The following is a 21,029-nucleotide window of genomic DNA, read 5'->3' on the forward strand; positions in this document are numbered from 1 at the left end:
CACACTGTGAGAAATGATCATGTTGGATTTGCAATCGACCGCCGCTTGAGCATTGTAACCTACCAGGAATACGTTTCCTTTTTTCTGTAGATCGCAATCTCTCTCATAGAGATGGACTCTACGACGGTCTTTGTGCTTTTTTAGGAATTTTACCGCATCCTGAAGCTTTTCTGCCTTTAGTTCTAATTCTTTTCTTTTGTCTCGAATTTGAGAACGATCCATATCGGCAGACTTTTCCCATTCTTGAAATTTGACCTTACTTACCTTTTCGATTTGTTCAAGTCTAAGCTCGAATTTTTCCAGGTCCCCTATATCATCGGGATTCGCATTCGCCTTTATCTTAGTGCCATCTATGGAAACGGTTTCAAAATCTATATAACCGCTTTCGTAACCGAGAAATACCGTTTGAGAAAATAGATCTTCGATTTCAGTTCTGTGAGTCTTTCTGAACTTTGAGATAAAACTATGATCCAGCTCTTCTCCATCCAGAAGATAGATCAATTCAGCTCTGAGTTTGGATAACCTACAGAGTTCCCGCATCGAGATATTGCCGATTAAAATGGAATAAAAAAGAGCCGAAATAACTTTCTTCGGTGAAATTGCAGGTCTGCCAGTCTCATCATTCTGGTAATTCTTTTCGAAATCTTCGAAATCTAACCGATCAATGACTTTCTTAAAACCGTGAATCGGATGTTCTTCCCCGAACAATTCCTTGAACTCTAAAACGTACATTCTAAGCTGATTCGGATCCGTATTCTTGAACTTTGCCATTCCGTAAATCTAGCAAGTTCCCTAAAATTGCATCCCTTTTTCAACAGGCTCCCCACCCAGGAAGGGTGGGGAATCCTTCCTTGCCCAACGGAATTAAATCAAAAGAATTTATTCTTCGTCATAGGTAGAATCGGAAGCATTTCCACGGCCAGGTCGATCGACCGGCTGGTCTGAATTTTCTTCCTCTGTTTCGGCGGCAGATCTACGATTCCTTTCGCGATCCGGTCTTCCACCTCTTCCTTTAAAATTCGCGCCTTCTCTCCGATGATTGCTCCGAGACGGGCGCCCTTCCCTTTTGCCTGAAGGAGGAACGGGGCGTTTTCGCACGGAGATCTCCCAAAAGAACGCACATTGTAATGCATTGTCGTTATTATCCGCAATCGCATTGATTTTAAAAACGTAGAACGCGTCGTAAAAGAAATCCTTTTTCCGGAAGAAATTATTTTGAGAGGCTTTTTCGTCCTCGGTATGATAAAATCGCTCCTGAGATGCGAAGACTTTAATTAATCTTTCTTTATCCTTTTTCGGAGTACCCAATCGTTGGAAAATAGGTTCGAGGGCCGTCTTCAATGAAGCGACTAGATGTCCTCCTTTTTTAGAAACCGCATCTTGAACGATGTCCGAAAATAGAAGGGCGTAAAAGATTTGAGGAGTCAATTCCTCCCGCTCGGAAAGTAATTTATCCGCAATTACTAGACGTTTACCGATACGGGTTTGAAGAAATTTATCGCCGAAGTCCGCATTCTTTTTTCGCTCTTTTTCGAAAGCTTCCTTAAAAAGAACATCCAAAAGATGATTTTGCGCCATCCCTTGAAAAATCAGAGATGTCTTCCAAGTTCGAAAGATTTTATTGTATTCTTCCAGCATGCGCGAAGTGGATGCTTTCTCCAGTTCGGACGTATTCTTCTTAATGGATTTGGAAGTACCTCTATCGATCTTAAGACCGAGTAGCACGGCGAATTTTACCGCGCGGAGCATGCGAACAGGATCTTCGCGAAAAGAAATTTCAGGATTTCCGATCACCCGCAATTGTCTATTTCGGATGTCGTCGAATCCGCCGACATAGTCGACGATGGAATCGTTTCGGATATCGTAGTACAGCGCATTGATAGTAAAATCCCGACGAGCCGCATCTTCTTGCGGAGTTCCGAATTTATTATCCCGCTTGATCAGATAATCTTGCTCTTCGACATGCTTACCGAAGCGATGTTCGGGAAGAGATCGAAAGGTACTTACTTCGATTACTTTTCCCCGAAACAAAATATGAACGATCTTAAATCGACGTCCGATGATTCTGCAGTTATTAAAGATTTTTTTAATTTGATTCGGAGTAGCGTTAGTCACGACGTCGAAGTCTTTCGGCTTACGCTCGAGAAGTAAATCGCGGACGCCTCCGCCAACGATATAGGCCTTGTATCCGAATTTATGAAGGCGGTGAATAATCTTGACCGCGTCCTCATCAATCATATTCTTCCGAATCGGATGAGCATCCCGGTAGAATCGCTTTCCATCCGGGTAAATTAGAATGTCTTCGACGGATCCTATTTTTTTCTTGAATAGATTGGACAGGAATTTCATATGATAGGATGTACAGTCCTATAATCCCCCTCGGACCCCTACCTGCAAGTAAAAATCTATGAACATAGAGGCAAAGTTCGAAGACCAACCGAGTTATCGTGAACGATTGAAAATATCATACCTTCGCGCATGCTCGAGCTGGGCTCGAATCCGGGAAAAAGGATCCAGAAAAATTTCCTTTCTCTTAGTTCCCCACGATCATGAAGCCGTTTTCAATTTGGAAGTGAGCGTCTTTATGGCGATCTTCTTAACCGCTCTAGGTTGCGCGCTGTTCCTGCTCGCAGCTGCATTTGTCATTTATATGAACTTCTTTTTCGAGCCTGATAGGGAGCTGATTAGAAAAACAGATAACAATGTCGGCTTATTTTTGTACTATGATTCTCTTTTGCAAGACGCCAAGAAAGAAATTTCCGGACTTGAGCGTAAAACCGAGCAATTAAATTTAGTGGCGTGGGACGAAGTTCCCTGGAAACGCATATTAACTTTTGACTACGTCCCGGAATTCAGTTTAAAAAAAGACGTGCCGGAATCTTCGACTAACATGGATTTGTATCAGGATACTGTCGAAGGTTTTGCCGAACGCAATATTGAACTCTTTAAAATAAAACATGCATTTCAAAATGCCTTTGATTATTTGGAAGAAAGAGAGTCGATCTTGTATTCTATGCCGAGAGGGCGTCCTCTAAAACCCGGAGTCGGTTTTGTGACTTCCACATTCGGTGGTCGCGTGGATCCGTTCGGGCTTGTACAATTAGGAGAGTTCCACTCCGGAATCGATTTTGCCGCCGGAGAAGGAACTCCGATTTATGCAACCGCTCCGGGAATCATCGCGGATAACGGGCAGTCGGCGGGCGGCCTTGGAAGAAGTATAAGGATCAATCACTTAAACGGTTTTTATACGGTATATGGGCATTGCTCTCAGGTACTTGTTGAGAAAGATCAGGTTGTAAATAGAGGGGATCTGATCGGCCTCGTGGGCTCAACTGGTAAGGCGACCGGGCCTCACGTTCATTACGAAGTTCATATCGGCTACGATCCTCCCATGGACCCTGCCGAGTTCGTGAATATGGAATAGTACAAATAAAATCCCCGAAATCCCTCCCGTTTTGGGGAACAAAATACTAGGGAAGATAGATCCAAAGTAGGAAACATGTTCGAAGTTATTCCCGTTCCAAAATGGCTCATGAACTTTGTTCAAGAGTATATCAGCAGAGACTGGCATGGATTATCCACGTTCAGTCTTTTAGTCGTAATGGCCTTTTTAGCGGCCTCTTATCTTCTGCCTAAAGAATTAGAACGAAAAGGATTAGAGCCGGAGCATGCCGATTGGCTTTTAATCCTAGGCGTTATCGGTACTCTTGTCGGAGCAAAAATCTTTTTTATTTTTGAAATTTGGGATCAGGTATTCGTGGATACCCCCGGTTTTGACGGTAAGTATCTTTACCCCATAACCCATTATAACGGCTTTCCCGGCCGTCCCGGCCTTTGGAGCAGCCTTTTCTCGGGAAGTGGGCTTGTTTTTTACGGAGGATTTTTATTCGGACTTCTCTTCGTAACTCTTTATATTCTCAGACACAACTTGGATGTTAAATCATATCTCGACGCTTCGGTTCCGAGTATGGCATTAGGTTACGCAATCGGTCGCTTGGGATGTTTTGTGTCCGGTGACGGTTGTTATGGATTCGCGACTGATATTCGAATTCCCCTACTCGTTTTCAATTACGAGGGAGCTCATCCATCCGGGGTCCCGGTTTGGAATACGCCGATTATCGAATCCGTCATATCATTCGGCTATTTCGCTTATTTCCAAGGTTGGGCGAGATTTCAAAACTTTCGTAAATTCAGCATAGGTGCGCAGTATCTGATTCTTCATGGACTGGCAAGATTAGGGGTAGAATTTCTCCGGGTAAATAAAGCGGTGATCCCTTTCATCGATCCGCCGAAATTGGTGAACATTCCGGCAGCGGACGGAAATCCTGAATTTCTAACCGGTTACTATTGGCACGGTTTTTCGCAATCTCAGTATGTTTCTATCGCGCTCATTCTCGTAGGAATTTACTTCATTATTAAGTGGCGACTCTGGGAGAAAGAAACTCCTCAAGTATCTGCGTAAACTGTTCCAATCTTTCTATAACGATAGTCTCCATCTCGATAACGCTATTTATACCCGAGAAAGAGACTATCGGAGTATTTTCAATCCGTCGCAAAGTTAGTTAATTGGTTTTGTAATTTTCTACTTTGGCTTGTACGAATTCACCGCGAATAGTTCGAATCATATCCGGAGTATTAAGATAATTATTCGTCTTAAATAGTACCTGACCGTCGGGTGAGAAAATGACGAAGAACGGGAGACCGATTTTTAATTCGGGAAATCTAGGATCTTGTTCAAAACTTTGAAATTCTTTATCGTCATCTTTTATTTTCAAAAGAACCGCATGGTTCAAAGCCTTATTTAATTCCGGGTCCGAAAGTGTTAGCTCTTCGAACTCCTTACAATTTGTGCACCAATCGGCGTAAAAATCCACGAAGACCGGGCGGGCTTCGGATTTTGCGACTTCAAAAGCGGCCTGCGAAACTCGATGCCAACCTAAATTTCCATGCTGTTCGATGAGATCCTCTTTATATACGTCGGGTGCGGTTCCCCAACCGACCAGTCGAATAAACAATGCGATAAACAAAACCGAACCGGTTAACAATAACGCTTTTTTAGTTCGCTCAGTCTTATGAAGAATTTTATTTTGATAAAAATAACTCGTTAAGAAAATTCCTAATCCGGCTACAAGTATCGATATGCTAAGATGGTTTTGAACTCCCCAAAGATTCATCGCCTTTATATAATATAGCCAGGCAAAGTAAAAAACTAAAAGCCCGAGTGACATTTGAATCCACTTTAACCATTTTCCCGATCTTGGAAGATGCAGGCCGAAAACACCGATCATCAAGAATGGAAGCCCTAATCCCATACCAAACAGAGTCATTTTAACGGAAGCTAACGCAAGAGAGGAAATTGATACGGAGCCCACTCCCGCAGTGACCTGGATTAGTATCGCAACAACTACCGGTCCGACACAAGGAGATGACAAGAAACCGGCGCCCATTCCCAAAAGAAAAGTTCCCTTCCAACCTTGATAACCCTTCGTATTATTCGAATAACGCCCCGGTATATGTAGCAAATTTACGGAAGCAAGAGCTAAAAGAAAAATTAAAATCGATAAAATTAAATTGGTCACGGGAAAACGAAGAATCGTATTGAAAGCGCCGCCGGTCAGGCCGGCAAGAACTCCGAAGCAGAGATACATGAAGGAAAGACCTACATAGTATAAGAGCGGATGTAGAATTTTACTCTCTGTCGATTGCCCTCGACTCTGGATGATCCCGACCGTAATAGGATACAAGGGATAAACACATGGGAGTAAGCTCGCAAATAATCCGCCCGCAAATAGGAATACCGCACTAAAGACAGAGAAGGATTCGCCGTTAATTCCATTCTCTATCCATCGGTTTAGGGACTGCACCGCATTCGGAGAGATAGATCCTTCCGCCCAAAGCTGCAATGGGGCAAGAACAACCAAGATAACGGCAATTACATTGATTGGACGAAAGCCGATGTTTTTTATTATCGCGGGTCTGTGCATGTGCTGTATGTTTTAGACCGGAAATCGGCCAGTGTATTCTCGAAAATGAGAAGAACCGCTTTGATTGCTCTCCACCTAATTACAGGCATGGGCTTCAAGGGTCAATTCAGAATCCTGCCATCCTAACATTGATTTTCTGAACTCTCCTCTTTGACGTCGAAAGATACTACAATGGACAGGAAAAGTCGCTAATTTACGTTTTTGGACCCGTCTAAAATTGCCGATAGAAATTCTGATGAAGGAAAAATCCCCCTCACTGCGATCGATCGGAGTCATTCTCGCACTGGGACTCGTATTTTCGGGTAATTCCTTCCTTATCTCGGTTCCAGTTTCAATCAGCGCCGAACCCGATCTAGACTATAATTACGAATACGAAAAGAACGGCGTTTATACCAAATTCTCCGATTGGGTACCGTACAAACTTCACAAATGGGAGCCTAAATTCTTAGAGGATTATTACGAGCTATACGGCTTAAAATTGCATTATAAAGAGAATGAACTTCGTCGAAATATCTTTTTTTTAAAAGCCGGCTTGAATCGAAGGTTTCGCCATCCTAGAAACGCGCTTTGCCAGGTGAAAAATGAGGAGGAATATCATAAGTATCGTCTTCTTCTATTCATGCATATCAACCTCCAAATTATGAGATCTTATATGAGAATCGCCTCGCAATTCGATAAAAGACATCTCTACTTCTATAACCTGGATTTCGCCCACGAACTTAAGCAATCGTTCGAAGTCGCCGACGGTTTTTATAAAGAGGCGATTCCATATTGGGAACAGGCAGTCAAATACGCAGACGAGGCTTCGGAAAACGATTCGGACCTTGACCTCGGAACGATGGAAACGGAACGCTTCGAAATAATTACCGGAAAATTAGACTTTGGAAAAATCATTTCGGACCACCGAAGTCGTCTGACGAAAAAGCGTGAAACAGTAAGTGAATATCTGACCAAATATCCTGATGCCGATAGGCCTAACCTAGATCAAATTCCATAAGCCCGGAAAAACTGCAGATCCTACTTGTTGAAAAAATTCCCTCGGCGAGTAAGAAGATCGGTTCAAAATAAAAAACCCCGAGTTGTTAGGCTCGGGGTTTTAGTTACTACCGACGCTTGCTTATTAGCAAGAATACGTAGTTAGGAACTCGAACGGATGCGGACGTCCTTCCCAAGGCCAAATTTCGGTTTCAAATTTGTAAGCCTTGTATGTCTGAATGAACTCTTCAGTAAAGACGCTTCCTTTCTTGAAGATTTCCTTTCCTGCAAGCATATGCTCGATCGCTTCTCTTAACGTATGAGGCATTTGCTGAATTCCCTTCTCACGAATTTCGTCCAGAGTTAATTCAAACAAGTCCTCTTCCCGAGGCGGACCCGGATCGATCTTATTCTGAATTCCATCCAAGCCTGCCATTAACATTGCCGAGAATGCCAGATACGGGTTTGCGGAAGAATCGGGGAAGCGGAACTCTACGCGCTTGGCTTTTTCACCGCTTACGAAGGGGATACGAGCACAAGCCGAACGGTTTTGAGCAGAGTATGCCAAAATCGCAGGCGCCTCGAACCCTGGTAATAAGCGTTTGTAAGAGTTAGTGGAAGCATTCGTAAATGCGGCAACGGTTTTTCCGTGCTTCAATACGCCGCCAGTGTAATGTAGAGCGATTTCGCTCAGTCCTTGATAGCCGTTACCTGCGAATAGGTTCTTACCGCCTTTCCAAATAGATTGATGGCAGTGCATACCGTTACCGTTATCTCCGTAAAGAGGTTTCGGCATAAAGGTCGCGGTCTTTCCCCACTTGTGAGCAACGTTTTTTACGACGTATTTCAATTTTTGAACATTATCGGCAGCTTCGATCAAGGTTCCGAATTTAACTCCGATTTCTCCTTGAGCTTGCGCAACCTCGTGGTGAACGACGAAAGTTTCCATTCCGATTTTATGCAGAGTTTTAACGATGTCGGCGCGAAGATCCACTTGAGAATCTACCGGAGCAACTGGGAAATAGCCGCCTTTCGTTCCAGGGCGGTGACCGGTGTTGATGGAACCAGGCATATCGGTATGAGAATTCCAAATACCTTCCGATGACTCTAATTCATAATATTGAATATTGATGGCATCGCGAACTTTCAATCCGTCAAAAATGAAAAATTCGTTTTCCGGTCCGAAATATACGGTATCACCGATTCCGCTAGATTGCAGGTATTTCACGGCATTCTTAGCGATGGAACGAGGACATTTTTCGTAAGCTTGGTTTTTATAAATATCCCATACGTCGCAAATTACTACCAAGGTAGGATCTGCAGTAAAAGGATCGAGGAAGATCGAAGTTGGATCCGGAATCAGTTGCATATCCGATTTGTCAATCGGTTGCCATGCGGGAATTGAGCTACCGTCAAAAGGAAGCCCCTTTAGAGTATCCTCACCCACTGAATCAACGTGGTAGGATACGTGGTGCCAAGCACCCTTAATGTCCGTGAACCGGAAATCGTAAAAAAGAATGTTATTCGCTTTAGCGTAAGCGATCACCTCTGCGGCGTTTTTAGCCATTGATCTGTGTCTCCTATGTTTTTCTACTAGGGGTCTCTAATTCACACGTCTATGCGTGGTCGTCAAGAATTATGCAAAACACGTGCCAACTCGCAATTTGCTTTTCCTAGTAATCCGAGTCTTCTTCCCGAAACCTTAACTAAAGAAAGGAAAGCTCTTCCTGCTCAGGCTAAAAATCCTTGAAGCGGAGGCAATCAGGAAAAAACTCCACATCAATGGATTCAATGGAATTTTCAAGAGTGCGAACACGCTCTCCTTTTAGCCTGCGCTTGTACCGATCCGGTACACTCCGCTCAAATCGTACTCAAGGGGAAACCGATGAGGAATGAGGTAGTTTGGCCGAGCCCTGGTGACCTCCGGATTTCGGAATCGAAAGAAAATTCGGAAGAATTCTCCGTCCAGAGACAATATTGGGCCGCCATAATAGAATGGGGAAATGCGAACGGTGCTACGGAATATTCCTTTCTGCCGATAGGAACCGAAGGCTGGAGCGAAATATCGAAATTCGAAGGATTTCCGATTCAGGCAACTCCGACAGAATCCGATCCGGAACGAAAACTTTCATTTCTTCTGCCGCCCATCTTGCACGGGAATCGATTAATTTTATGGACCGATGCACCCGGAAGCGTCACCGAAGCCTTCTTTCAGATCCTGAAAGATTTGCAGCGGATTCGTCAGCAAGCCGAAGAAATTTTGAATATGGAAATCCCCAATTATCCGATTGTTACCTTTTCGGAAGCGATAGATTCAAGATTCAACTCGATTCTACTTCTTTCCAACTCCTGGGCTTCAAAAAATAATGATTTTACCGTTTCTAGAGATTTAATTCTCCCTGAAGCGCTTCTTTTCGGTTCTTCGATTTCGCCGGAAAGAGTTTTAAGAATTCAATGGAAGGAACTCGGCGAATCGGGTCAACTAAGTTCTCTTGTGAGAGAATTTATTCTGACAAGAGTATTAAGAAAATATAATCATGTTTTAAAGGCATTGGGCGAACTTAATGAAACGGAAGGAACGATCCTGGAATATCGCCCTAACGCATATTTTTCATTCTCGTTTCATTTACTTTTAGTGACCGCTATCTGGACGGATGCGTGGGAAAGATTGATTTCGCTCTGGATTGAAGAACGACCGAAGAAAGATGAAGCCAAGACAAAATTAGAAACTTGGATCGGGCAGATTCCCGTAGGCGAATTGGAGTCCGGAATCGAGGCCCTATTCGAAGAGAGAACGATTCGATTAATCGACAAGTATACCGGAAGAAGCGATCGACAATTATTAAAATATTTGGAGATGGAATACGGAATCACCTCGGTAAAGATAGAGCGCCAAAAAAGAAACAGATTACGAGAATTAGATGAAATAATCCTTCCTCGGCAATTTCTGCTTAGAGAGGCGCATTCTAAATACGTTCCATCCTCGACGACGGAACGGAAACAGTGGGAATATCTGGGAAAAATCTACGAAGAAAGTCTGAAAAATCTATTTTTAGAACGAAACAACCTCAGTAAAGAATTTGTTTCCGATAATGGAAAAAACGCCGAAAGTTGGAACAAGCTCATTCAATGAAGGTCCAATAAACTTGGATATTGACCTTGTTCCATTTCAATCCCTTTTTGCACCTTGAGAAATCTTTGACAAAGAGAGGATTCAAGAAAAAATGACCGGGGAAGTCTGGAAACAGATTTCATCCAGAGGAATGACGGCGACGTAGCTCAGCCGGTTAGAGCAACGGAATCATAATCCGCAGGTCCGGGGTTCGAATCCCTGCGTCGCTAGTACATTAAAATTTATGCCTATGAATAAGACTCTCCTACTCACCCTAACTCTCTTAGTTTCCACGTTGTTGGGTTCCAGCAATTTAAAAGCACAAAACCCCGCGTGCGGGCAAATTTGCGATTTTTACGTAAATTGCGTTGAATCTCAAACGAAGAAAAAATTCAGTGCGGAGGAACAAACGAAGGTTTCGTCCGGATGCTTAAATACCTGTCGTAAAAACTTTCCCGCAGTCACCCAGTGTTATGAAAACCACTCGAATCAGTGCGTTCCCTTTCACGCCTGTCTCGTAAATACCTATAAATCTAAAGAAAAGAAATAGTATCGTTCCAACCGATTAGGGAATTCCTATGTCGGTCATTATGAAAAGCCGAGATCATTAAATTGTCTCGGCTTTTTTGTATGCAGCGTTCAGACTGGTGTTCCATTATGCGGGGATGCTTGTTTTTGTTAGAAGCACACACTTCCCGGGTGGGGATAGGAGCTGTTTCTCGAAGCAAAGTTATTTATCACGAATTATCCGAACTGTCAACAAGGCCTCAAAAAAGACTGTAGGAGCTCCAACGCAAGCTCGCTAAGAAAAAGGGTTTCCAAAAAAGCGGGATTGTGCTAACGAGGGGCTTCGGAGCGGGTACCACCGATCCGGCCCCCGCCCAATAAGGGTGTGTAAGGGTGGGGCTATCTCAAAAACGCCAAATCAAAATCCTTAAATACAGGATCTAAACCTTTTGATCGTAGCATCTCTAAAATTTCCGGAATCCGTCTTTCATCTTCGATTTCAAACTGCTTCAATGCTTCACCCCCCGAATATCCGCCAGGATCCGTTCTAGACTCCACGGACATATGGGTTACCACTAAACCCGCCAAGTGATCCCGCATTCTGCGAGTCTCGCGAGTGGATTGAACGATCCCTGAATCAGGAAGAAATAATCTCAACGCAAATAGAAAGCGTACAAATTCCCGATCATTGATCTTAATCGTTCTATTAAAATCGCCGGCTGCCGGTCTCATCCTGGGTAAAGAAATCTGGACCGTACTTCTCCAATAACTTTTCGATATATAGGATGCATGCTCTCCTAATTTGAACATTTCTCCGTAAGGATTCGCTAATCCGAGCAAAGTCCCTAGACCGATTCTCCTAAAGCCGGCAATGCCTCCGCGATCGGGAGCTTCCAATCGATAATGCATATTTTTTTTTATGCCGCGCAGATGATACTTAACGTAAACATCAGGATCGTAGGTTTCCTGATAAACGACAAGTCCTTCCACCCCTTCCGCGATCAATTGCGAATATTGTATGACGTCCATCGGATAAATCTCTATCGAAATGGAATCGAAATATTGCCTGAGAATTTTGACGGCGTTTTTTAAATATTCCAAATTTGTTTTGGAATATTCCTCCCCGGTCAAGAATACTAAATGCCTGATTCCTTTTGCATGCAGTATCTGCGCTTCTCGATGGATCTCCTCTTCGCTCAACGTCTTTCTCGGAATCTTGTTTTCATAACTGAATCCGCAATAAATGCAGGAAGAACGACATTCATTAGAAAGATACATAGGCATATATAGGGATACGATATTTCCGAATCTCTTTCGAGTCCAATGTTGGGAAAGAGCTGCCATTTCTTCCAAATAGCTATCCGCGGACGGAGATATAAGCGCGAGGTATTCTTCAAACGTTATCGGACGGCCATTAGAGGATTTGTCCAAAGCGGCTTCTACATCGTATTTCGTCTTAGATAAGACTCTTTCGGACGCTTCGGAAAATGGTGTGGAATCAAAGAGCTCCGTGTACATTTCGGGTTTCTTCTTCTAAAAAGCCGGTCAACGGACTGGATGCATTCGCCGTTTTGCGAAGATGCATTTTTGCCCCGCCATATTTATAGGAAATTCTACCTGCCTCGGTGGCAAGCTTAAACGCATATCCGATTTTTTTCGGATCCTTTGCGATAGCAATCGCAGTATTAACCAAAACTGCAGCTGCTCCCAATTCCATAGCCTGAGAAGCGTGCGAAGGCTCTCCCAAGCCGGCGTCTATAACAACCGGAACTTTAGACTGCTCGATGATGATTTCAAGATTCGCAAGAGTTCGAATTCCCTGATTGGTTCCGATCGGCGAACCAAGAGGCATCACTGTCGCGCATCCTGCATCCTCAAGATGTTTGCAGAGGATCGGATCCGCATTGATGTACGGTAGAACGATAAAACCTTCTTTTACCAATATCTCCGCAGCTTTTAACGTTTCGATGGGATCAGGTAGCAGATAAACCGGATCCGGGGTTACTTCAAGCTTAACCCAATTGCCTGCTCCTAATTCTCTAGCAAGCCTGGCTAAGCGCACCGCCTCTTCGGCATTTCGAGCTCCGCTCGTATTTGGAAGCAATAAAATCTTTTCGCGATCTATGTGTGAGAGGATATCATCCTCTTTCGATTCTAAATCAACCCGGCGGAGAGCCACAGTCACGACTTCCGTCTCCGAAGAGAGAATCGCCTCTTTCATAGCTTTAGAGGAAGAGAATTTTCCTGTTCCCAAGAAAAGGCGCGACCGAAAGATTCGGCCGGCGATAATCAACTCGTCCGAGTCTTCGCCCATGTCTATTTAGACCGCCTCGGAAACGTTTCCGGCAAAATCTCTGGCTTGATCCAAACGAAGGCTGATGATTTTGGAAATTCCAGGCTCTTCGTTGGTAACTCCGAAAATTGAATTCGCTCTATGAATCGTAGATTGTGCGTGAGTAATCACTACAAATTGAGATTTATCCTTAAACTTATCAAGAATCTGACAAAAACGAAGTTTATTCGCTTCGTCAAGTGCCGCATCGATTTCATCCAAGAAACAGAACGGAGAAGGTTTCACCATATAAATGGCAAATAACAAAGCGATTGCGGTCAGGGACTTTTCCCCGCCCGAAAGCAAGCGAAGATTTTGAACGTGCTTACCCGGAGGTTCCGCCATAATTTCGATACCCGCATTTAGACTGTCCTCCCCTTCCACTAACTCGAGGATTGCACGGCCGCCGTTAAATAATGTGGAGAAAGTTTCCTGGAAATTCTCTCGAATTTTTTCGAAGGTTTCTCGGAAAAGCTTCTCCGATTCTTCGTTAATGTTTTTTAAGATTTCGGCAATATCATTCTTAGATTTCTCGATATCTTCTTTTTGCGTCCGATGATGTTCGTATATTTCCTTAATGTTTCGGTATTCTTCAATGGATAGCGGATTGATGGAACCGAGCATTTGAATCTCCGACTTAAATTTCTTAAGCTTAGATTCGTTTTCTCCGCGTTCGAAATTTTTCTCCTTAAATTCGTCGTAAAGCTCTTGCTCCGAAATGGAATAGTCGTTGTATAACTCTTCGGAAAAGGATTCCAACTGGACTTTGAAAACGGATACGGCCTTTTCTTTTTCGGTCAAAACAGGAAATAGATTCTTATAATCCTCCTGGTTTTTCTGGATTTCGTTTTTCAACGTTTGGATTTCTTTTACGATATGACGGAGCGCTTCCTTTTCCGAATCGAGAGCTCGACTCATTTCTAAAAATTCGTTGTATCGGTTTTCGATCTGTAATTCCAAATCCGCGACTTCCTTTTCAAACTCGGACTTCCGTATCTGAAGAGTCTTAGCGGATTCCTGAGCCGACTGAATTCGTTTTTCAGCCTCCAAAATCCTCTCAACGATCGATTTCCCGCTTTCGATCTTTCCGTTTCGTTCCGAATTCAACTCCAAAATTCGTTTTTCAAGATAAACGATTTTTTCCTTATTTCCTTCCACTTCTTCCCGTAAAGTTTCTATGGAAATACCGGATTCTTTAATGGATCGAGTATGGTTTTCGTTTTCCAATATAAGATCTTCGATCTCTTGATCCAAGCCTTCTTTTTGCGAAAGAAACCCGTCCCGATCGAATAACAAATTTCGAAGACCGTCCTCCAAAGCAAAATAGTCGGAAAGTTTCTCTTGGAATTCGCCGGTATTTAAACCGGACGCAAGAGTCAAAATCCGTACGCGATTTTCCTCGGTAAAAGATATCTCTAATTCGGATTTAAGCAAAGCGCCTACCTCATGCAGGCGATCAGCTTCCTGCAGCAAAATCTCTTTCAGTTCGCTTCTCTGAACTTCCGATTCTTGTGCTTCTTTTTTTCGCGATTCGAGCTGGGTAATCAAATCAAAGATAACTTCTTTAAGTCGGTCCCTCAATTCTACATGACGCTTATCGTTTAAGCGAATTTCCGTTTCCTTTTCTTGAATGGATACGTTCTCCTGATCGATCTTAAACTCCAATTCGGTCTTTTGCTTTCGAAGATCCTCGATACCGATTTCCAAACTTTTGATTTCGGCTTCCAAATCCACGGCGTCTTTTTCCAAACGCTCTTTCTCGATCTGAAGAATGCTTAAAGAGGCTTCTTCTCCGGTTAGAGAATCTCGTATGTCCGAGATCCGATCCCGGTAATCCTGAATAATTCCTTTATTACTCTCGACTTTGTCTTTTTGAATCTGAGTTTGAGTTAGATGATCCAAAAGTTTTTTATCGATCTCGGCTACTTTCTTTTCCAAATCCGATTTTTCCGAATCCAATAGCTCGATCCGTCCCGTTTCGACGGAGATTCTTTCCAATAAAACCTGGTTCTTTTCCTTAATTTCGCGTAGCTCCGTTTCCGACGCGTTCAATTTACGGGTCAAAGTATCATACTTAATAAATCGAATGATTTTATCCGTCTCGTCGAGAGCTTGCTTCAGACGAAAATATTCCTCCGCCTTTTCCGCCTGCTTTTCCTTTACTTCCATTTCCTTTTTCATGGTATTCATGATATCTTGGATTCGAAGTAGGTTTTGGCTCGTATCCGCCAATTTCTTTAGAGCTTCTTGACGCTCCATCTTAAAGCGGGAAATTCCGGCGGCCTCCTCGAAGATCAATCGGCGCTCTTCGGGTTTGGAGTGCAGAATTCGATCCACCTTTCCTTGCTCCATGATGGAATAGCTGGACTTCCCGATACCCGTATCCATCAGGATTTTCTCAATATCCTTTCGTTGCACTCTAGAGTCGTTTATCAGATACTCGTTAGTGGAATCCGCATAGAGTCTTCGGGTAAGCTTGATGGTGGGATAATCCATCTTAATTAATTTGGAAGAATTATCGAATACGACGCTTACTTCGGCATACCCAGCAGGTTTACGAGCTTCGGAACCGTGGAAGATGACATCGTCCATCTTTTCTCCACGGAGTCCTTTTGCGGACTTCTCTCCGAACACCCATTTTAAAGCGTCTACGATATTCGATTTACCGGAACCGTTCGGTCCTACTACTGCAGTAAATCCCGGATCGAGAATCACTTCTGTCTCGTCCGCAAACGTCTTGAATCCAACAATATTCAGGCTTTTAAGATACATGGTTTTTTTTGTTTCTTCGGGAAATTGATTGCAAGTGACCAGAATCGGGCAGACTCTGGAATGCCTAGGAGTATTATGTCTCACGATCTCCCGGAAAAAACAAGAGAAATATTCGGGAAAAAGCCCTACTTAGCACTCTATTTCCGAGAGTCGCCGGAGGAGCCTTCGCGATTCCAACTCATCCAGGCGAAAAACCAAGGAGAAGTTTTTCTCTCTCGTGACGGACGAGCTTTAGCGAGTTCCGTTTCCCCCCTGACACAAGCGCGACGGCAATTGGAGAATACCAAGATATCTTCCACCGATATAGTCGCAGTTCTAGGCTTAGGAAATCCTCATCTGATCCGTGAAGTCCACTCAAGAATGGAGCCCGGACAGATCCTTTTACTAGTCGATAAAGAAAGAGATCTGTTATTTCCGCTTTGGAACGATTGGCTTGAGTCCGTCATGGATATTCCGGGACGACATCTTTTTTTAGGGGAAAATTCCCTCTCTCTTCTTTGGAATTACGTCGAATCCCTTCCGGTCGAGCGAGTTTCGGGAATTCGAATCTTGAGAAACGCGGCCAGCATTTCGCAAGATGAACCTTTTTATGCGGAAGTGGACATGAGACTTCGCAAAGTCCTTTCTTCGAAAATGAGCGATCTTCTGACCAAGTTCGAATTCGAAAGAATCTGGGTGAAGAATAGTCTTGTGAATACTTCGAATTTTCTTTCTGCGAATAACCCGCGTACTCGCATAGAATCCTTAAAAGAAAAATTCGCAGGAGTTCCATCTTTGCTTGTTTCCGCCGGTCCTAATCTAAGACGTCAATGTGAATGGATTCGATCCGTGCGCGATAAAGTTTTCATTCTCTCTTGCGATACTTCTTTGAAAGTTTTACTCAAACATGGAATCGTCCCCGATGGAATCATGACTCTGGATGCACAAACTCATTCAGTCTTTCATTTTTTGGGTGAAGATACTTCTCAAATCCCGCTCTTCGCGGATTTGGTTAGCTCTCCTCCGATCCTACGAAACCAAAAATTTCAGTCCATAGTTCATAGCGTGACGGCGAAGTATATCGTGGACGCATCGGGAGAATTAAAAAGGGAAGCAACCGCGGGAAGTCATAGCGCGGAGGCTTTGCTTGGCCCGATCGGAGATGTTCAATCCGGAGGAAGTGTAGCGACGACCGCCTTCGATTTGTTGCGCGGGTTGGGCTGCAGACCGTGTTTTTTGGTAGGACAAGATCTCGCATATTCCGGTAGAGAAATCCATTCCACCGGAACTCATCATAACGAAAAATGGCTGACCTTATTAAACAGAAAAACTAGTTTAGAAAAAATTAATGAATCTGTCGTAAGAAAGCGCGATACTCGCTATGTGCCTTCGGTAACCGGAGGCGAAGTTCTTACGGATTATGTGCTGGACCTTTATCGGCATTGGTTCGAAGAATCCGCCAAATCCCTCGAATTCCCGGTCTATAATGTGAATACCCAAGGAGCGAAGATCGAAAATACCGGAAACATAGATCCTGAACTCGCTTCGGAAATTCTAAACCGATTCCCGAATCACGAGTATTTCTGGCGTAATTTACCCGCATGGAAGTCGGAAAATCTACGCGAAATTTTACCGGACGGCTCTCCGCAAGATTTCAGGGCGGATTTGTTGCGCGTTATCGATACGATTAAAACTTCGTTCTCTAACCCGGAAAAGAAAGACTCGACTTACGATACTTTGCTCAAAGAATTTAAAGCCTCCTTAATCGGCTGGGAAGATTTAGGTTATTTAGTGCGTAAGACGGAAGTTTACATACTTCGGCATCGAGATAGCTTGGAGGATTCCCGAAAAAAAGATTTGTTTCTCGGAGCCGTTCTTAAGGAATTCACCGGACTCAGGCGTAAACTTCTAGCGGGTTAAACGTTCTCCGAACCTGCAAACACCCTTGCAATCTTTTCATAATTTTAAAGAATAGCGTACATGGAAACGCCGGGTCTGGAATTTTACAATCGTCTGAACATTGACTCGGTTTTGGCCGCGGTAGAGGATGCCGGATATTCCGTCTCCGGTCATTGTCTCGCCCTAAACAGTTTGGAAAATCGAGTGTACGATGTCGGGCTGGAAGAAGGCGGTCATCTGATCGTAAAATTCTATCGTCCCGCACGGTGGAGTCTGGATCAAATTCTAGAGGAGCATTCTTTTCTTACCGAATTGTCGGAAGCCGAAATTCCGGTCATCGCTCCGATCAAACTGAGAGAAGGTACAACGATCCGGGAAACAAAAGGAATATATTATACTCTTTGGCCTGCACAAAGAGGAAGGCTTGTCGAAGAATTAGATGAGGCGTCTTTGACCGTACTAGGAAGGTTGGTAGCGAGAATTCATAATGTCGGCGCCGCAGCGCCCGCAAAACATCGAATCGCTCTTACCGTTCGGAATTTCGGAGAAGAACCGCTACGCTTTCTGGTCGAAAAGAATTTTTTACCTTCTTCCCTAAGGAATCGTTATGAGACGGCCGCACATAAAGTATTTCAATCCTTTCAAGAGAACGCAAAGAACGTTCCGTTCCACAGAATTCACGGCGATTGTCATAAAGGAAATTTAATACGGACCGAAGACGGTTTTTGCTTCATCGATTTCGACGACTTCGTAACCGGTCCTGCGATCCAGGATCTTTGGATGTTATTGCCTTTCGGTGATTCGAGATCGGATTATGAACGAGAACTTTTCCTATCCGGCTACCGCGAATTTAGGGATTTTTCCGATAGCTGGTTTCATCTTGTCGAACCCTTGCGCGGACTGAGATACATACATTATTCCGCGTGGATTGCTAAGCGATGGGAAGATCCTTCTTTTCCGAATGCGTTTCCTCATTTCGGTTCGGACGAGTATTGGGAAAGAGAAACGACCGATTTGGAGCGACTTACATCCGGTTTGGTCCGGGATGGACGTTTAACCGAGGAAGCGCCATCTCTCGCAGAAGTACAAGAACTGACAAACAAAGATTTCTTCTGGGATTTGGAATAACGGAAACGAGATTTCTGCATTTTATTCTTTTTTGTCGACGCGGTTTCTCGTATCGATCCTAATTCTCCGGGAAGCGCGGGTCGTTTTTGCGGGAACTTCGTTTCGATTTTAGCGAAAGAAAATTCGAAAATCATTTCACCCTATCTAATTCGGTTATCGAAATATAATAAGAGAACAAACCGAAATTAGGACTTGTCATTCTTATCGAAAGTTGCCTCTTCGGTATCATTACGGTTTTTCCAGTATTGATAGAAACCTGCAAGAGCTACGATCACCGTATCGTCCAGCCATCCCGGAATCAAGTCCGGAGCCAATAGATAAACAACCGCGAATATCAGGGGCCAGAATTTTCGAAGCGTTTGAACCGGCTCCGGATCTTTCCAGGATAGCCATGCGGAAAAAAATAAGGAGACGATCAGCAAGAAGAGGGAAATTCCAAAGGCCAATATATGACCGAAAAGAAGCAAGAGCCAATCCTTCCAACCAACTGCCTGGAAATAATCGTCCTTGAAAATGAATATCGTGCAGGCGAAGGATAAAAATAAAATTACCGCCGGTAATAGGATCGCAAATAAGCATCCGTTTCTAATTGGTTTTTTTCCTTCAAGCATAAGCAAATGATTTAGAATTCAAAGGAAGCAATCGTCAACAAGACAAAATCATCCCGAATTTTATCAAGATGAAACGCTCGTCATCGTTTCCCTCGAAAAAATGGGCAAAATCCGGAAGAAATCTGCGCTCGCCCCTATTTTTAGTTTGCTATAAGGGAAATATTATCCAATATAGCAGAAATGAATCTTGCGAAAATCCTTCAGCCTGAAGTCGCTCCTTTCTTCCAACCGATTCTCTCGGTGGAGGATGGCAGCATTTTCGGGCATGAGGTCCTGGCTCGAGTCAAAACCGATCAAGGATGGGAAAGCGGGGGTTATTTGTTTTCGAATGGAAGCGGACTTTCCGATCAAGACGTTTCCACACTCGAAGCATCGATTTGGCAATCTTCGATGAGGAAAATCCAAGGATCACGGAATAAACATCATCTTTTTCTAAATATCTCGCCGAATCGTTTATACCGAGAATTAAAGAACGAACGAATCGATTCCTTTCGCCTTCTTAGATTCGCAAGAGAGTTCGAAATCGAACCTAAACAAATTATTCTAGAAATAACCGAAGAGGAATTCGCCGGAAGCTTGGATTCGCTTAGAATTGCAGTGGATCTACTTCGGGCCTACGGATTCAGAATCGCTCTGGACGATTTGGGTTCCGAGGCATCCGGGATCGAAAGAGTAGGATTGCTTCGTCCGGATTTTTTAAAGATGGACCTTAGATTGATTCGAGCTTCTACTCGATCCCCTTCCGTAAGGAAAGTAATGGAGCATATTCGCGATCTCGCGTTTTCCCTCGGAGCCTCCGTCTTATACGAGGGATTGGAAACTCAGGAAGAAATGTATTTTGCTTTGGAAGGAGGAGCCCGTTTTTTGCAGGGATATCTTTTGCAAAGACCTTCGCCGGAACTTTCGAATAATCAAAACACTCCCTCTTTAATTAAGGAAATGGTCAATTTTTTCCATGAGAAGAAGACGGAGCAAATTTCCGTCGAGATCGCGTTTGAGAAAAAGATACAAAATCTGCTTCGAGAAATTCTGAGTCCGTTTCCGATAATAAAAATCGCAAGTAGGTATATGATCGATGCCTATACTATTTTTATTGCCTCGAAAGAGATTCACCGCGCTTACGTAACCGACTCGAAAGGAACGCAACTTTCTCCTTATTATGTGCGAACCGGAGAAGATTCATTTAGAGAAAATAGCCAAGGAATCGGAAAAAACTGGTCCTATCTGCCCTACTTTTATAAACAGCTTAGGGATTCGTTTAGAAAACCGGAGGATTGGGGAGTCAGCGATCGTTATTACGATAACGAAGCGGTCAAAGACCTGATCGTATTTAGCAAAGAAGTCGAACCGGGCGTGTACGTTTTCTTAGACATCTCCGCTCCGAAAATTCTTTAGATACGAAAATAATCGAACAATTCGGGTAACTATTGATTTGCACCCGAACTCTTAAAAATTTGTCCCAGAAGGACCTCTCTTTTATGGACCCGATATCCACACAACTGCTACAAGATATATACTCTTCCACGCAAACCGGAGGATTCCTCACTATGCGTGAACTGGAAATTGAGACCGCTCTATCCGAATGGAAGCTTCGTCCCTTCTTAGAGGATCTGAAAGAAGGGCGGTTCATCCATGAGCATCCGGAAGGATTTCAAGTCGCAGTAAAAGGTAGGCAGTTCTACGAAAGTCGATGGGGCTGACACTACGTATGATTAACCAATTATTAAACG

Annotated in this window: 17 protein-coding genes and 1 tRNA gene; 10 read left to right on the plus strand and 8 right to left on the minus strand. The window is 43.6% G+C overall.

Annotated features, from left to right (window positions below):
• A partial coding sequence (locus LEP1GSC058_RS07105) for a transposase (protein ID WP_016549003.1) occupies positions 1–771 on the minus strand: 771 nt, incomplete at its 3' end.
• Positions 772–879: 108 nt separating this feature from the next.
• Positions 880–2,349, minus strand: coding sequence for a polynucleotide adenylyltransferase PcnB (pcnB, locus tag LEP1GSC058_RS07110; protein WP_016548951.1), 1,470 nt, complete (start codon positions 2,347–2,349; stop codon positions 880–882).
• A 58-nt stretch (positions 2,350–2,407) separates the two neighbouring features.
• Between pcnB and LEP1GSC058_RS07115 the strand changes: the two genes are divergently transcribed.
• Both LEP1GSC058_RS07115 and LEP1GSC058_RS07120 read left to right on the plus strand, forming a co-directional pair.
• Entirely contained in the window at positions 2,408–3,424 is a 1,017-nt protein-coding gene (locus LEP1GSC058_RS07115; protein WP_016548921.1) for a M23 family metallopeptidase, read from the plus strand.
• A gap of 75 nt (positions 3,425–3,499) precedes the next feature.
• Positions 3,500–4,462, plus strand: a complete 963-nt coding sequence (locus LEP1GSC058_RS07120; protein WP_016548958.1) for a prolipoprotein diacylglyceryl transferase — start codon at positions 3,500–3,502, stop codon at positions 4,460–4,462.
• A gap of 100 nt (positions 4,463–4,562) precedes the next feature.
• On the opposite strand, the gene LEP1GSC058_RS07125 is transcribed toward LEP1GSC058_RS07120, so the two are convergent.
• Positions 4,563–5,984: a protein-disulfide reductase DsbD family protein gene (locus LEP1GSC058_RS07125; protein WP_016548945.1), complete on the minus strand. Its 1,422-nt coding sequence runs from the start codon at positions 5,982–5,984 to the stop codon at positions 4,563–4,565.
• Positions 5,985–6,219: 235 nt separating this feature from the next.
• Between LEP1GSC058_RS07125 and LEP1GSC058_RS07130 the strand changes: the two genes are divergently transcribed.
• Positions 6,220–6,981 (plus strand): hypothetical protein, encoded by a 762-nt coding sequence (locus tag LEP1GSC058_RS07130; RefSeq protein WP_016548942.1) that lies wholly within the window; start codon positions 6,220–6,222, stop codon positions 6,979–6,981.
• Between the two features lie 123 nt (positions 6,982–7,104).
• On the opposite strand, the gene glnA is transcribed toward LEP1GSC058_RS07130, so the two are convergent.
• Positions 7,105–8,526, minus strand: coding sequence for a type I glutamate--ammonia ligase (gene glnA / locus LEP1GSC058_RS07135; protein WP_016548959.1), 1,422 nt, complete (start codon positions 8,524–8,526; stop codon positions 7,105–7,107).
• 318 nt (positions 8,527–8,844) lie between these two features.
• On the opposite strand from glnA, the gene LEP1GSC058_RS07140 reads away from it, so the two are divergent.
• The 3 genes from LEP1GSC058_RS07140 (at position 8,845) to LEP1GSC058_RS07150 (ending at position 10,621) form a co-directional block, all read left to right on the plus strand.
• A complete protein-coding gene (locus LEP1GSC058_RS07140; protein WP_016548972.1) occupies positions 8,845–10,092 on the plus strand; it encodes a hypothetical protein in 1,248 nt (415 codons plus the stop codon).
• Positions 10,093–10,227: 135 nt separating this feature from the next.
• Positions 10,228–10,301 (plus strand) — tRNA-Met (locus tag LEP1GSC058_RS07145).
• A 20-nt stretch (positions 10,302–10,321) separates the two neighbouring features.
• Positions 10,322–10,621 carry a Cys-rich protein gene (locus LEP1GSC058_RS07150; protein WP_039948154.1) on the plus strand — a complete coding sequence of 100 codons (300 nt, stop codon included), beginning with the start codon at positions 10,322–10,324 and terminating at the stop codon, positions 10,619–10,621.
• A gap of 356 nt (positions 10,622–10,977) precedes the next feature.
• On the opposite strand, the gene thiH is transcribed toward LEP1GSC058_RS07150, so the two are convergent.
• Genes thiH through LEP1GSC058_RS07165 form a run of 3 tightly spaced genes read right to left on the minus strand, consistent with a single transcriptional unit; the run spans position 10,978 to position 15,682 of the window.
• On the minus strand, positions 10,978–12,096 hold the full coding sequence (gene thiH / locus LEP1GSC058_RS07155; protein WP_016548932.1) for a 2-iminoacetate synthase ThiH: 1,119 nt from the start codon (positions 12,094–12,096) through the stop codon (positions 10,978–10,980).
• Complete coding sequence (locus tag LEP1GSC058_RS07160) at positions 12,077–12,892, minus strand: thiazole synthase (RefSeq protein WP_016549066.1); 816 nt, start codon at positions 12,890–12,892, stop codon at positions 12,077–12,079. Before LEP1GSC058_RS07160 ends, thiH begins: the two co-directional genes overlap by 20 nt.
• Positions 12,893–12,898: 6 nt before the next feature.
• The gene (locus LEP1GSC058_RS07165; RefSeq protein ID WP_039948155.1) at positions 12,899–15,682 is read right to left on the minus strand and encodes a chromosome segregation SMC family protein; all 2,784 of its coding nucleotides are present in this window, start codon (positions 15,680–15,682) and stop codon (positions 12,899–12,901) included.
• Positions 15,683–15,757: 75 nt separating this feature from the next.
• Here LEP1GSC058_RS07165 and LEP1GSC058_RS07170 point away from each other — a divergent pair, with 75 nt between their 5' ends.
• Together LEP1GSC058_RS07170 and LEP1GSC058_RS07175 are read left to right on the plus strand one after the other, a co-directional pair.
• On the plus strand, positions 15,758–17,581 hold the full coding sequence (locus LEP1GSC058_RS07170; RefSeq protein ID WP_016549047.1) for a motility associated factor glycosyltransferase family protein: 1,824 nt from the start codon (positions 15,758–15,760) through the stop codon (positions 17,579–17,581).
• Between the two features lie 75 nt (positions 17,582–17,656).
• Positions 17,657–18,688, plus strand: coding sequence for a serine/threonine protein kinase (locus LEP1GSC058_RS07175; RefSeq protein ID WP_198014393.1), 1,032 nt, complete (start codon positions 17,657–17,659; stop codon positions 18,686–18,688).
• A gap of 185 nt (positions 18,689–18,873) precedes the next feature.
• Here the strand turns inward: LEP1GSC058_RS07175 and LEP1GSC058_RS07180 are convergent, their stop codons facing one another.
• On the minus strand, positions 18,874–19,299 hold the full coding sequence (locus LEP1GSC058_RS07180; protein WP_039948156.1) for a hypothetical protein: 426 nt from the start codon (positions 19,297–19,299) through the stop codon (positions 18,874–18,876).
• 180 nt (positions 19,300–19,479) lie between these two features.
• Between LEP1GSC058_RS07180 and LEP1GSC058_RS07185 the strand changes: the two genes are divergently transcribed.
• Positions 19,480–20,694 carry an EAL domain-containing protein gene (locus tag LEP1GSC058_RS07185; RefSeq protein ID WP_016549083.1) on the plus strand — a complete coding sequence of 405 codons (1,215 nt, stop codon included), beginning with the start codon at positions 19,480–19,482 and terminating at the stop codon, positions 20,692–20,694.
• 59 nt (positions 20,695–20,753) lie between these two features.
• Positions 20,754–20,999 (plus strand): hypothetical protein, encoded by a 246-nt coding sequence (locus tag LEP1GSC058_RS07190; protein WP_408605692.1) that lies wholly within the window; start codon positions 20,754–20,756, stop codon positions 20,997–20,999.
• Positions 21,000–21,029 lie beyond the last annotated feature (30 nt).

It is taken from the genome of Leptospira fainei serovar Hurstbridge str. BUT 6 (assembly GCF_000306235.2).
Lineage (GTDB): Bacteria > Spirochaetota > Leptospiria > Leptospirales > Leptospiraceae > Leptospira_B > Leptospira_B fainei.

What these genes read in the sequence shown, in the direction of transcription:
- LEP1GSC058_RS07165 (WP_039948155.1), bottom strand. Translation starts at nt 15,682, where the DNA reads ATGTATCTTAAAAGCCTGAATATTGTTGGATTCAAGACGTTTGCGGAC.
- thiH (WP_016548932.1), bottom strand. Translation starts at nt 12,096, where the DNA reads ATGTACACGGAGCTCTTTGATTCCACACCATTTTCCGAAGCGTCCGAA.
- LEP1GSC058_RS07140 (WP_016548972.1), top strand. Translation starts at nt 8,845, where the DNA reads ATGAGGAATGAGGTAGTTTGGCCGAGCCCTGGTGACCTCCGGATTTCG.
- LEP1GSC058_RS07160 (WP_016549066.1), bottom strand. Translation starts at nt 12,892, where the DNA reads ATGGGCGAAGACTCGGACGAGTTGATTATCGCCGGCCGAATCTTTCGG.
- LEP1GSC058_RS07125 (WP_016548945.1), bottom strand. Translation starts at nt 5,984, where the DNA reads ATGCACAGACCCGCGATAATAAAAAACATCGGCTTTCGTCCAATCAAT.
- LEP1GSC058_RS07120 (WP_016548958.1), top strand. Translation starts at nt 3,500, where the DNA reads ATGTTCGAAGTTATTCCCGTTCCAAAATGGCTCATGAACTTTGTTCAA.
- glnA (WP_016548959.1), bottom strand. Translation starts at nt 8,526, where the DNA reads ATGGCTAAAAACGCCGCAGAGGTGATCGCTTACGCTAAAGCGAATAAC.
- LEP1GSC058_RS07170 (WP_016549047.1), top strand. Translation starts at nt 15,758, where the DNA reads ATGTCTCACGATCTCCCGGAAAAAACAAGAGAAATATTCGGGAAAAAG.
- pcnB (WP_016548951.1), bottom strand. Translation starts at nt 2,349, where the DNA reads ATGAAATTCCTGTCCAATCTATTCAAGAAAAAAATAGGATCCGTCGAA.
- LEP1GSC058_RS07185 (WP_016549083.1), top strand. Translation starts at nt 19,480, where the DNA reads ATGAATCTTGCGAAAATCCTTCAGCCTGAAGTCGCTCCTTTCTTCCAA.
- LEP1GSC058_RS07130 (WP_016548942.1), top strand. Translation starts at nt 6,220, where the DNA reads ATGAAGGAAAAATCCCCCTCACTGCGATCGATCGGAGTCATTCTCGCA.
- LEP1GSC058_RS07150 (WP_039948154.1), top strand. Translation starts at nt 10,322, where the DNA reads ATGAATAAGACTCTCCTACTCACCCTAACTCTCTTAGTTTCCACGTTG.
- LEP1GSC058_RS07180 (WP_039948156.1), bottom strand. Translation starts at nt 19,299, where the DNA reads ATGCTTGAAGGAAAAAAACCAATTAGAAACGGATGCTTATTTGCGATC.
- LEP1GSC058_RS07115 (WP_016548921.1), top strand. Translation starts at nt 2,408, where the DNA reads ATGAACATAGAGGCAAAGTTCGAAGACCAACCGAGTTATCGTGAACGA.